Annotated in this window: 8 protein-coding genes; 6 read left to right on the plus strand and 2 right to left on the minus strand. The window is 56.3% G+C overall.

What is annotated here, in order from left to right; all coding sequences use genetic code 11:
* Positions 1 to 108: 108 nt before the first annotated feature.
* The 6 genes from FLT43_RS12595 to FLT43_RS12620 all read left to right on the plus strand — a co-directional run bounded on the left by FLT43_RS12595 (position 109) and on the right by FLT43_RS12620 (position 10,506).
* Positions 109 to 1,560 carry an amino acid permease gene (locus FLT43_RS12595; protein WP_087444592.1) on the plus strand — a complete coding sequence of 484 codons (1,452 nt, stop codon included), beginning with the start codon at positions 109 to 111 and terminating at the stop codon, positions 1,558 to 1,560.
* A 155-nt stretch (positions 1,561 to 1,715) separates the two neighbouring features.
* Complete coding sequence (locus FLT43_RS12600) at positions 1,716 to 3,089, plus strand: cytochrome ubiquinol oxidase subunit I (RefSeq protein ID WP_087444591.1); 1,374 nt, start codon at positions 1,716 to 1,718, stop codon at positions 3,087 to 3,089.
* Complete coding sequence (locus FLT43_RS12605) at positions 3,086 to 4,123, plus strand: cytochrome d ubiquinol oxidase subunit II (protein WP_087444590.1); 1,038 nt, start codon at positions 3,086 to 3,088, stop codon at positions 4,121 to 4,123. The genes FLT43_RS12600 and FLT43_RS12605 overlap by 4 nt, the downstream gene beginning before the upstream one ends.
* A gap of 113 nt (positions 4,124 to 4,236) precedes the next feature.
* The gene (locus FLT43_RS12610; RefSeq protein WP_087445384.1) at positions 4,237 to 6,726 is read left to right on the plus strand and encodes a GH39 family glycosyl hydrolase; all 2,490 of its coding nucleotides are present in this window, start codon (positions 4,237 to 4,239) and stop codon (positions 6,724 to 6,726) included.
* A 195-nt stretch (positions 6,727 to 6,921) separates the two neighbouring features.
* The gene (locus tag FLT43_RS12615; protein ID WP_087444589.1) at positions 6,922 to 8,169 is read left to right on the plus strand and encodes a PTS sugar transporter subunit IIC; all 1,248 of its coding nucleotides are present in this window, start codon (positions 6,922 to 6,924) and stop codon (positions 8,167 to 8,169) included.
* A 24-nt stretch (positions 8,170 to 8,193) separates the two neighbouring features.
* Positions 8,194 to 10,506 (plus strand): beta-glucosidase family protein, encoded by a 2,313-nt coding sequence (locus FLT43_RS12620; RefSeq protein WP_087444588.1) that lies wholly within the window; start codon positions 8,194 to 8,196, stop codon positions 10,504 to 10,506.
* A gap of 66 nt (positions 10,507 to 10,572) precedes the next feature.
* Here FLT43_RS12620 and FLT43_RS12625 read toward each other — a convergent pair whose 3' ends face one another.
* On the minus strand, positions 10,573 to 11,496 hold the full coding sequence (locus tag FLT43_RS12625) for a response regulator (protein WP_087444587.1): 924 nt from the start codon (positions 11,494 to 11,496) through the stop codon (positions 10,573 to 10,575).
* A gap of 34 nt (positions 11,497 to 11,530) precedes the next feature.
* Positions 11,531 to 12,784 (minus strand): ATP-binding protein, encoded by a 1,254-nt coding sequence (locus FLT43_RS12630; RefSeq protein ID WP_087444586.1) that lies wholly within the window; start codon positions 12,782 to 12,784, stop codon positions 11,531 to 11,533.
* Positions 12,785 to 12,850: the final 66 nt, after the last annotated feature.

The following is a 12,850-nucleotide window of genomic DNA, read 5'->3' on the forward strand; positions in this document are numbered from 1 at the left end:
GATGGGGACGGTCTAACCGTCGGACGTGATACGCTCGAACGGTTTTTTGTCATGTCGCCGCTCCTTCCGACCACTGTTCAATTACCAAGGAAGCGAGGGTTTTCAACAATGAAGGCAACAGAAGATAATCGGCAGTCCGGGCTGCGCCGCAGCCTGAAGACCCGTCATATTACGATGATCGCGCTTGGGGGCTCCATCGGCACAGGGCTGTTCCTGGCCAGCGGCGGAGCCATCGCCCAAGCGGGACCGGGCGGCGCGCTCGCCGCCTATATTGCCGTCGGCATCATGGTCTACTTCCTGATGACCAGTCTGGGGGAGCTGGCAACCTATATGCCGGATCCCGGATCGTTCAGCACCTATGCGACGCGCTTCGTCGATCCGTCGTTCGGGTTCGCGCTGGGCTGGAATTTCTGGTTCAACTGGGCGATTACGATCGCTTCGGAGCTGGTGGCCGCTACGCTCATCATCAAGTACTGGTTCCCTGACAGCAATTCATTTATATGGAGTCTGCTCTTCCTCAGCGTCATCTTCTTGCTGAATTTTTTGTCCGTCAAAGGCTATGGGGAGTCCGAATATTGGTTCGCTATCATTAAAATCGCAACGGTTGTTATATTCCTCGTCGTCGGCGTGCTCATGATCTTCGGCATCCTGGGCAGCGAACGCGTCGGCTTTGAAAATTTCCGGATCGGAGACGGTCCGTTCCACGGCGGATTTTTCGCGCTGCTCGGCGTCTTCATGGCGGCAGGATACTCGTTCCAGGGCACCGAGCTCGTCGGGGTCGCCGCCGGCGAGAGCGAGAACCCGCGCGAGAGCGTGCCGCGCGCCATCCGGCAGGTATTCTGGCGGATCCTGCTGTTCTACGTGTGCGCCATCTTCGTTATCGCGCTGCTGATTCCGTACACGCATCCGAGCTTGCTGGCCAGCGATGTGGACAGCATCAACACGAGCCCGTTCACGCTCGTCTTCGAGAAGGCCGGATTCGCGTTCGCAGCCGCGATTATGAATGCCGTCATTCTGACCTCCGTGCTGTCAGCCGGCAACTCGGGCATGTATGCCTCGACGCGCGTTCTCTGGGTTCTCGCGAAGGAAGGCAAGGCGCCCAAGTTCTTGAGCAAGCTGAACAAACGCGGCGTTCCGATCAATGCGCTCATCATCACGACGATTATCGGCATGCTCGCCTTCCTGGCCACCTTCTTCGGGGACGGCGTCGTCTATATTTGGCTTTTGAACGCCTCCGGCATGTGCGGCTTCATCGCTTGGCTCGGCATCGCGGTCAGCCATTACCGCTTCCGGCGGGCCTTCGTGAAGCAAGGCCACGATCTGAAGGAATTGCCTTATAAGGCGAGATTCTTCCCGTTCGGCCCGCTGTTCGCCTTCGCGCTCTGTATGATCGTCATTGTCGGACAGAACTATCAGGCCTTCACCGGGGAAGGCATCGACTGGAAGGGATTATTGATGACCTATATCGGTCTTCCGATCTTCCTCTCCGTCTGGCTCGGTTACAAATGGAAGCACCGGACGAAAATGATTCCGCTGGACGAATGCAAATTCGACACCTGATCCGAATCATACGAGGATACGGCCCGCTTGCGCGTGGGGATTTTCCCTCCCGCGCAAGCGGGCTTTTTCGGCTTCCGCGAATTGGGTAATCATGCATATTCCGCACCTATTTTCCACACACTAAGCGGAAATGACAGCAGAAGAGGTGTGTTTGTATGGATTCCGTTACGATGACCCGCTCCCTGTTCGGCACGTCGATGGCTTTCCACATTATATTCGCGACGCTGGGGGTCGGCATGTCGCTCATGATCGTGTTCGCGGAGATTATGTACTGGCGCAAGAAGGATTCGGATTATGCGATCATGGCGAAGCGCTGGACCAAAACATTAGGCATCCTGCTCGGCGTCGCCATTCCATCAGGCACCATCGTCGGCGTCATGCTCGCTCTCCTGTGGCCGGGCTTCATGGAAATCGTCGGCCATGTCATCGCGCTTCCGTTCCAGATTGAGATCTGGGCTTTTTTCTTCGAGGCTTTGTTTATGGCCATCTACTTCTACGCAGCGGATCGCTTGACCCATGGCATGCGCATCTTGAGCGTCTTCTTCGTCATGGTCGGAGCCAGCGCCTCCGCCGCGCTGATCACGGCCGCACAGGCATGGATGAATACGCCGGCCGGCTTCCGCATCGTCGACGGGAAGATTACCGACGTCGATCCGTGGGCGGCTTTCTTCAATCCTTCGTATGCGACCTCGGCGCTGCACGTGCTGAGCACGGCCTATATGACCGGCGCCTTCTTCGTCGTGACGGTCGCGGCCTGGCGCCTGCTCAAGCGCAATGTGACGGAGCGGGAAGCAGCTTATCACCGCAAGGGGCTTATGCTCGGCCTCGTCATCGGGCTCGTCATGACGCTCGCCACCGCGCTGAACGGCCATGCCGCCGCCCAATCGATGTACCGCCACAATCCAGAGAAGCTGGCTGCGGCCGAGGCGCTGTTCGAGACGACGACCCATGCTCCGCTCGTCCTCGGCGGCATTCCCGATCCCGAGACGCGGACGATCAAGTATGGCATCGAATTCCCGGGCATGCTCAGCTTCCTCGCCTCGAACCGGTTCGATGCCGAGGTGAAGGGGCTCAATGAGATTCCGCGCGAGGATTGGCCGCCGCTCTTCGTCCACACCTTGTTCAATCTAATGGTCGTCATCGGCTTCGGCCTGCTCGGGCTGGCGCTTGTCGTCGTGCTGTGGCGCGCGTTCACGCGCAAGTCGCCGCGCCCGTATCCGCGCTGGCTCCGCTATGTGCTGGCCGTCACCGGACCGCTGTCGCTGCTGTCCATCGAGATCGGCTGGATTTTCAGCTGCTCCGCGCGCCAGCCGTGGACCATCTACCGCATCCAACGCACGTCGGAAGCGGCACTGCAGAGCGACAATATGGGCTCGTTGTTCCTCCTCTTCGTCGGCATCTATGTGCTGCTGCTCGTGCTGACGGCGCTCGTGCTCCGCTTCTACTTCCGGCGGCATCCCGTCTCCGCGGAGCTGCAGGAGCCGACGCCGGATCATGACCGTCCGCATACGGAGGAGGCATTCACATGACCGACGCCACAATCGCCATTTCGATCTTGTGGGTGTTCCTGTTCGTCTACAGCCTGCTCGGCTCCGTCGATTTCGGGGCCGGCTTCTGGTCGATGATCTACGGCCGCCGCAGCGAGGACGGCCGGGCCGCCGAGCTGGCCAACCGGTATTTATCTCCTTCGTGGAAGGTTACCAACACGTTCCTGGTCCTGTTCGTCGTCGCGCTCGTCGGATTTTTCCCCGGGGCGACGCTCGGGCTCGCTTCCGTGCTGCTCGTCCCGGTCTGTCTCGTGCTCGTGCTGCTCACGCTGCGCAGCGCCTTCCTCGTGTACGGATATTCCGTCCATCGGTACGGACGCACGATCAGCATCATCTCGGGCGTGACCGGGCTGCTCATCCCGGGGCTGCTCGTCTCGGTCCTCCCCGTGACGCTCGGCGGCTTCATTATGGAGACTCCGGACGGCGGGCTGATGCTCGACTTCGGGAAGCTGCTGGCCAGCCCGACGCTGTATGCCCACCTCGCCTTCGGCTACGCGACAGAGCTGTTCTTCTCGGCTCTGTTCCTGGCCGATTACTCCCGCGAGGCGCGCGATATCGCGACCTACCGCATCTACCGGCGCTGGGCCGTCATCTTCGGCCCCTTCAGCCTGCTGACCGCGCTCGCCGTCACGCTTACCGTGCAGCCGGAGGCTGCGTGGATCGTGGCGGGCTTCCGTGAGCAGCGGGTCGGCTTCACGCTGTCCGCCGCCGCCTTCGTCATTGGCTATGCGTGTCTGTTCGTCCCGCGCCAAGACGGCTGGAAGGGGCATTCCCGAGCCGCCGTCGTGCTCGTTATTTTGCAGTACGCCTTCGCCAGCTACGCGTACGGGAGAGCCCATCTGCCTTACATTATTTATCCGCAGCTGACGATTGAAGCGAGCATCACGAATCCTGCGATCTTCCGCTCGCTGCTCATCAGCTATATCGTCAGCGCCCTGCTGCTCGTTCCGGTCTTTTATTTGTTCTGGAAGCTGTTTTTGAAGGACCGGCGCTACTTCGAGAACAAGCCGGAATGACAGAAGCGGTATGGGCGTGGTACAGTGAAAGGGCGCATAAAGGAGCAATGGGGGCGCGCGTCCGTGGATCAGGCTGGGAGCTGGCGGATGCCGCGCTTGCGAGGAGGAATTCCATGAAATACTTGTACGAGTTCATCGAACACCAGGATGACATGCCGTTCCGCATGTTCGTCAACAGCGTGGATCATATTCAATTCCATTGGCACAAAGAGGTGGAGTTGATCTGCGTCCTGCAGGGGAGCGTGCGGATCTATGTCGGCCAGCACAATCATGATTATCATCCCGGCGATTTCCTGTTCATCAACAGCTTGTCTGCGCACAAAATCGAAAAGACGGGTCAGGACAATGTATTGTTGGCCCTGCAATTCAGTCCGGAACTGCTCGAGCGGCCCATGCATATTCATTGCAGCTCGCTTGACCGCGGGGCCGACGGCAAGCCTGCGCATGACAAGCTTCGTCATTACTTGGCTCGAATGGCGTGGGAGTTGAACAAAAAGCCGCCCGGCTACCGTTCTTGCGCTGTAGGGCTGCTGCATATGCTGATCGGGCATCTGGTGCGTTCCTTCCCGCACGAGGCGCTTCCGGATGGCGAACCTGGCGCCGAGCCAGGCAACGATTATGAGCTCAGACGGTTGAACCGGGTGCTTCAATATATTGATAAGCATTACAGCAAAAAGATTACGCTGCAGGACATCGCGCGGCAAGAACATTTAAGCCTGCACTATTTTTCCCATTTTTTCAAAGACAAGATCGGCATCCCGTTCCAAAAATACTTGACGCTTGTCCGCTTGGAGAAATCAGTCGAGCTGCTCGCCGGCACCAATAAAAACGTAACCCAAATCGCTTCGGAATGCGGCTTCGCTAATGTGAAAGCCTTCAACACCTATTTCAAGGAAAAGTACGGCACCACCCCGACGGGCTACCGGGAGAAGCAGGAGCGGGACACACTCAAAAAAAGCAGCCGCTGGAATGTGAACACGAGCGCAATCCATGGCGCTTATTACGATATCGACACGATCCAGGCAATGGATTCCTTATACGCTTATCTGGAGCGCGGCTACGAGCTGCCGCTCAGCTCCCCGCTGGCCAGCGACAGCATCACCATCGATATTCACGCCGATGATCCGGTTCATCCCTACGAGCCCAACTGGAGGATGCTCACCACGGCAGGGCGGGCGATTGAGGGACTCCGCGCCGATTGGCAGGAACAGTTCCGGGAGATGCAGTCCAGGCTGAAGTTCCGTTACATTCGCTTTCACGGAATTTTCAACGACGAGATGATGATCTATAACGAGGCGGAAGACGGCATGCCCGTCTATAACTGGTCTTACGTGGATCGGCTTTACGACTTTCTGTTAAGCGCCGGAACAAGGCCTTTTGTCGAGCTGAGCTTTATGCCTTCACTGCTGCGCCGTTCCGACGAGACCATTTTTTGGTGGAAGGGAAATATCTCGCCCCCTCGCGACATGGAGAAATGGACGGAGCTGGTGCGCCAGTTCGTGCGCCATTGCGTAAACCGGTACGGGCTGGAGGAGGTGAAGCAATGGTATTTTGAAGTATGGAACGAGCCGGACCTGGAGGGGATCTGCTGGGCGGGAACCCGGGAGGAGTACTTTCGTTTTTACCAAGCTACGGCCGGAGCGATCAAATCGGTGGATTCCGAACTGAGAACGGGCGGTCCGGCGCTGGGTTACGGATCGATATGGAACGACACATGGACGGAAGACTTTTTCAACTATTGCAAGACCTCCCAAGCGCCGCTTGATTTCTTCTCGTTCCACGTCTATTCCGAGTACCCGTTCACCAAGTATGAAGAGCGGCTGACTACAATCATGCCGCCTGATTTTTACGGCAGGACGATCGAGCGAGTCCGCGGCAAGCTGCAGGCCGCCCAGCTCCCCGTGATGCCGGAACTTCATGTTACGGAGTGGAATTTCTCGCTCTACGACCGGAATTATATTCACGACACGATGTTCATGGCCCCGTTTATTTTGCGGCATGCGCTGCAGTCCCAGGGGAGTCTCCATTCGCTCGGCTTTTGGTCGTTCACGGACGTGTTCGAGGAGAGCCAGGCCGTTCCCGCCATCTTGCACGGCGGCTTCGGCTTATTCAACCGCAATGGATTAAGGAAGCCCGCCTATTACGCGTTCGAGCTTCTCGCCAAGCTGACAGGAAATCTGCTCCGGCAGGGCGAAGGGTATGCCATTGCCACATCGGGCGAAGACTATTCGATTCTGCTGTACCATTACGTTCATGTCGATCCTTTGTTCGCGAGCGGCGATTGGTCCGGGCTGACGGAGCGGGACAGATATAGGGTATTTGAGGAAAAAGGGGATCTTGAAGTCGCGCTTCATCTCGACGGGCTATCAGGGGATTATAAGGCGACAACGTACCGGCTCGACCGCGATCATGGCTCGCTGTTCGACGAGTGGGCGCGCATGGGGGCTCCCGGTACGCCGGGCGAGGAGGAGATCGATTATTTACGGCGGAGAACCGGGCCGGCCGTCACGGTGGAGTTCCTCGAAGCCGTCTCCTCCTTCGATCGCCGCTTCGTGATTCCGCCGCATGGCGTACAGCTTGTTACCTTGCAGCGCCAATATTGAAGATGCAGACACCCTTTTTGACATAAAGGGTGTTTTTTTGCTGTATCGGGGCGCGTTCTCCTCTTCCCGTTCCGATTCACTGCGGCAAGAAGAACAAAAAACAACCACAGGGTCGGCAACAAAGGCCAAGAAAACGCATTCATTTTCATCTACACTGAGTGTGCACGAATGAATCAACATAAGGAGGAACGGCCTATGGATCGGTTTATGAAGTGGATGAATGAACGTTTTGCCCCCAAATTAGATACATTCACGAAAAATGTATGGGTTGCCTCGATCCAGGACTCGATCATGATTGCTCTGCCGATGGTGTTTATCGGCTCTCTGATTACACTGCTGTCGATCCTGAACGATTTTATCCCGGGAATGCCGGATTTGTCGCCGGTCTCGACCTTCAGCTTCGGCCTGCTGGGGCTATTCATCGCTTTTCTCACTCCATATAAAGTGATGGAGCAGAAAGAACGCCATAAAATCAAACTGATTGCGGGCTGTACCGGACTAGCCTTCTACCTGATGCTGCTGAAGCCGACGTTCGGGGAAGACGGAACGATCAGCTTCATCCTGGAGCGGTTCGGCCCGAGCGGCATGTTCACTTCGCTCATCGTCGGCGTGCTTGTCGCGGTTGTCTTCAGCGCGTTTCACAAGTTCTCTTTTTTCAAAAAAGATACGAGTCTTCCGGAATTCATCGTCGATTGGTTCGACTTTCTCGTGCCGATTGCCTTGATCTTGGGTGCCGGATGGGTCCTGACGTATCCGCTGCAGTTCGACATCTTCGTCTTGATCTTGAATGTGTTCGAACCGCTGAACCAGATTAGCCAGAGCTTGCTCGGGTTCGTGCTGTTCAATTTCATCGGAGTGTTCCTGTATTCCTTCGGAGTCAGCCCGTGGGTGCTGATGCCGATATTTTTCGCCATCTGGCTGCCGGCCATTGAAGCCAACGCCGCCGCTGTCGCCCAGGGCATGGAGCCAATGAATATCAACACCTTCGAGACCTTCTTCTCCGGTTGGGTCGGCGTAGGCGGCATGGGCGCCACGCTGCCGCTGGTCATCTGGTTCCTCTTCGCCAAATCGAAGCGGCTGAGCGCCATCGGCAAGACGACGCTGGTGCCTTCGCTGTTCAATATCAATGAGCCGGTCATCTATGGTGCCCCTATCGCGTTCAATCCGATCTTGATGATCCCGATGTGGATTAACGGATTGATTGTTCCGATTATCGTCTATGTCGCGCTGGATCTTGGTCTTGCCGCCATTCCAAGCCAACTGTTCCAGATGTGGTATACCCCGCTTGGCATCTCGACTTACATCGTGTCGGGACTTGGCGGATTGCTCTTGTTGGCAGTGGTCCTGCTTATCATGTTCGCCGTCTGGTTCCCTTTCTTCAAAGCGTATGACATGCAGGAATGCCGCAAAGAACAACTAGCGCAAACGAAAAAAGAGATATGACAGCATGATACAGGAGGTCTGACAATGAAAACAGTAACTGAATCGGATATGATACTGACGCAATTGACGCTGGAAGAAAAAGCGTCGCTATGCGCGGGATTGAACATGTGGATGACCAAAAGCGTCGATCGGCTGAATATTCCTGCGATCGCCATGTATGACGGCACGAACGGAATCCGAAAAACAGCCAGCATGGAAGAACTCGGAATCTTCGGGGACAATGTGCCGGCTACGTGCTACCCGACGGGTTCGGCGATCGGCTCATCGTGGAACGTAGAGCTGCTGCGCGAACTCGGCGTCGCGCTTGGCAAGGAAGGAAGAGAGCTCGATGTCGAAATATTGCTCGGACCGGGCATCAATATGAAGCGAACTCCGCTCGGCGGGCGCAACTTCGAATATTATTCGGAGGATCCATGCCTGACAGGAGAACTGGGCGCCGCCTTCGTGGACGGGCTGCAAAGCCAGGGCGTGGCAGCATCCGTCAAGCACTTCGCATGCAACAATCAGGAGTACGAGAAGATGATCACCAGTTCGGAGGTTGATGAGCGCACGCTGCGTGAAATCTATCTCAGCGCGTTCGAACGAATTGTAAAAAAGGCGAATCCGTGGACGATCATGTGCTCTTACAACCTGCTCAATGGCGAGTACACCAGTGAGAACGAGTTCTTGCTGAAGAAAATTCTGCGGGAAGAATGGGGATATGACGGCGTCGTCCTCTCCGACTGGACCGCCGTTGACAATCGTGTCAAGGGCATCAAAGCAGGTCTTGATCTGGAGATGCCGGGCCCGGCCCACTACAATACGAAGGCCATCGTCGAGGCGGTGCAATCCGGAGAATTAGAAGAGCGGCAATTGGACACGTGCGTAAGAAGAATTCTGGAGCTGGTTCGCCGGACGAGAGAGCATCGGGGGGTAGAGCTCCCATCCGCCGAAGAGCGGCATAAGCTGGCCCGCCGTGCGGCCGCCGAGAGCATGGTTCTGCTGAAAAACGATAAGGGGCTGCTCCCGCTACAGCCTGAACGCCTGTCATCCGTCGCCGTCATCGGCCGATTCGCAAAGCAGCCAAGAATCCAAGGGGCGGGAAGCGCCAAGGTGACACCGACGCAGGTCGATATCCCTTGGGATGAGATGCAAGACATCGCCGGAGAGCGCCTTGAGCTTCGCTATGCGGAAGGCTATGCTCAAGATAGCCCGCCCGATACGATTGACGAATGCTTGATCGAGGAGAGCGTCGCATTGGCCAGACGTTCGGATGTAGCAATCATCTTTGCCGGACAACCTGAATCCTCTGAATCGGAAGGGCTCGACATCGCCTCGATCGACTTGCCGTGCCATCAGAGTAAGCTGATTCAAGCGGTAGCCGATGCCCAACCGAATTGTATCGTCGTTCTTAGCAGCGGTACCGCCCTCGTCATGCGCCCTTGGATTGATCAAGTATCTTGCGTGATTCAGGGCTGGCTGTCCGGGCAAGGCGGAGGCCGAGCCATCGCCGAAATTCTGTTCGGCCTCGTCAATCCGTCGGGCAAGCTGTCGGAGACATTCCCAGTCAAGCTGTCGGACACCCCTTCGTATCTGTACCCGCGCGGCGAGAACGGCAAGCTGTTTTATAGGGAAGGGCTGTTCACCGGATACCGATATTATGATCGGAAGCAGTTGGAGCCTCAGTTCCCGTTCGGCCACGGCTTGTCCTATACGACATTCGAGTACGTGTCGCTCGAGGCGGTTCAGACGGGAGACGAAGTGCATGTCACCTGCGCTATTCGCAATACAGGCACCCGAAGCGGCAAGGAAATCATCCAGTTGTATGTGAATGACGAGGAATGCCTGTGGCAGCGTCCAGACAAAGAATTGAAGGCTTTTGCGAAGGTAAACCTGGAGCCGGGAGAAACGAAAATGGTTCATTTTACGTTAGACCGGCGGGACTTTTCGTATTACAACACCAAGCAGCAGCGCTGGGTAGCCGATATGGGCTTTTTCAATATCCTCGCGGGAAGCTCCTCCCGTGATATCCGGCTTCGCTGCCGGCTGCACTGTGATTTCGGCACGCAGCAAGCCGTACAATTTCACACCTTCAGCCTGCTCAGCGATTGGCTGCGCTATTCCCATTCGCGGGCGGTGCTGGAGGAATACCTGGCGGATATGAATCGGCATGCGGAAGAGGCCGTCATCTTGAACGAGGAGTTCATCGGATTCTGGAATGATTTCCCGTTAATTAAAATTATTCAAATGTTCGGCCAGCAATGGCTTCAAGACACATCGCCTCATCTCGTCATCGAGGAGATGCTGGAGCGCGTAGCGCGCTGCCAACCTGCTGATGAGGAATTGCCGGAGCGCTAGTAAGCGATGCAGCTCCTTCCGGGCCTATGCCTTGGAAGGAGCTGTCTTGCTGTGCAGGAGGATGGTTCACAGGCCGGGGGCTGAGGACTCGATATAAAACACGTACAAAAATTTTCTCAGATTAATTTTGGAAGCGGATGACTTGTTCTGTTCCTCCAGCTCCCGCATGCGCAGGCGCACTTCCTGAAAATCGAATAAACGGGATGCGAAGTATTCGAAGGTCGGGTTGCCGTAATCGCTCAAGCCTAGCGACGCCAAATTGGTAAGCGCTTGCAATGTTAAGCGGCGGATACGCTGCTCGATCGCGCGCACGTCCTTCTGCAGGTGGGCATCGGAACCAGCCTCCTTGCCGCTGCGGAGCGCCACCTGTTCGTAGATGGTCTTGAGCGGGGGCAGATCCGGCAGGATGCTATGCCCTTGCTCCTGTTCCTTGAGCCAGGTCATAATCCGAATCAGATCGGGAGCGCCCGCTTCACCGGCAATCCCCAATTGCAGCAGCAAGGACCGGGCCTGTTGTTCGATCGGTTTTTCCTTGTTGAGAGGAATGCCCGGCGCGGCATCCGCGGTCCCGGACCTTTCCAGCGTGCGAAGCGAATTGCGGATCGTCTGCATCGACTTCTCCAGCAGCAGATGATCGGAGACGCGCCGCAGCACGGCCAACACCTCCAGACGGTTAATCGGCTTTTGGATAAACGTATCGACGCCTTGCTGGTAAGCCTCGCCAATCATTTCCTTATTCTCCACCTGGGAGATCATAATGAATCTGCCGCTGTACTTTTCATCACGCAGCGCTTTGACGGTCTCAATCCCGTCGCGCCCCGGCATGAGCAGGTCGAGGATGACAATGTCCGCCTCCCGGACAGCGGACGCGGAAGCATAGGAACCGTCCCCCGCTTCGCCGACGACCTCTCCCAGGCCGCTCTCGTCGACGATGCGCGATAACATTTTGCGGACGGCAGGGTCGTCTTCAACCAGATAAAATTTCAACAACGTTGACAGCCTCCCTTTCGATCGATCAACCTCTTCAAGTCAGCCGCTCCACAGGAATCCGGATCTCGAAGCATGTGTTCCCGGGAGCGCTGCGGACACGGATGTCTCCATCAAGCAAACGCACGATATCGGCGGCGTGCGACAGTCCGATGCCTGTGGAAGAGTTCCCTTCGGCATCGAATTTGGTCGTGAATCCGGGATGAAAGATCAAATCGAGTTCATCGGCGGATATGCCCGGGCCGTCGTCCATGACGGAGAACAAGATGGATTGGTCGCGGAGATCGACGTGCACCCGGATGCGGCCTTGATGCGGCAGCGCTTCTACGGCATTCGATACGATGTTGTTGAGTACGGAGAGAAGCGGATAAATTTCGGTGGTGGACAGATTGATGTCGCATTCGGCCTGGATGTCTGCGCTTTTGCCGAGCAGCAAGCCATAATTCGCATTGGCCCGCGTCACCATGGCGCATAGTTCGGCAATCGAGATGCGCTTGGACAGCATCCGTTCCTGCTGGATAATTTTGAATAAGCCGGATAAAATCCGTTCCGAATCCTTTTTCACCTCATGCACATGCTCCGCGATATGAAGCGCCTGTGCCGCGCCCGGGTGAGATTCGGTTTTGAGCGTTCGGTACAACCGGTAGCTTTCCCGCGTAATTTCTTCAATATGGGACATTGACTTGCGAAGATAGATGGCCTCTTCGAACAGATCCGAATTAATGAGCATTAACCGCTCTAACTCCTTCTGCCTCTGTTCTCCCAATGCCCGAACTTGACGAATCGCCAGCATATTGCATAAGCCTACGGCAAAAAAGCTGCGCAGTAAGCCAACGAGAATGATCAGCATTGCCTCATGAACCGTCATGTTCGGCGGCGTGCCGGCAGCGAACCGAACGAGCAATTCCGCCCCATTCGATACGATATCCGCCAACGCGCCGAATATGGCGACTTTGACATGATATTCTACGTTGGCTTTCAATTTGAGCAGGAAGATCATCGCCGCGAAGGTGACATAATAAAAAAATACGGGCATATGCTGCATCAATCCTTCGTCTATCGGGATGCCATGCAGCAGCGTTCCTAACATGATGCGGAAGACAACGACGAAGGCGCCCACGGCGATGCCGGTCGCAAGCACAGGCACAGAGAACCATAGCAGTCCGAAAAAATAGGCCATAATTCCGAGCGAGAAGCGAAAATCGCCGCCAAACGGGGTGATCTTCATTTCGCCCAGCAATCCCGTCGATAAGAGAATGATGCTCCAAATGAGCAGCCTGTGATCTCGCACGCTGATCGTATCGCCCCTTTCCTCCCGATGCCCTCAACGTCCTCCCTCTTATCGTACAGGAAAAGA

The sequence above is a fragment of the Paenibacillus thiaminolyticus genome, assembly GCF_007066085.1.
GTDB lineage: Bacteria > Bacillota > Bacilli > Paenibacillales > Paenibacillaceae > Paenibacillus_B > Paenibacillus_B thiaminolyticus.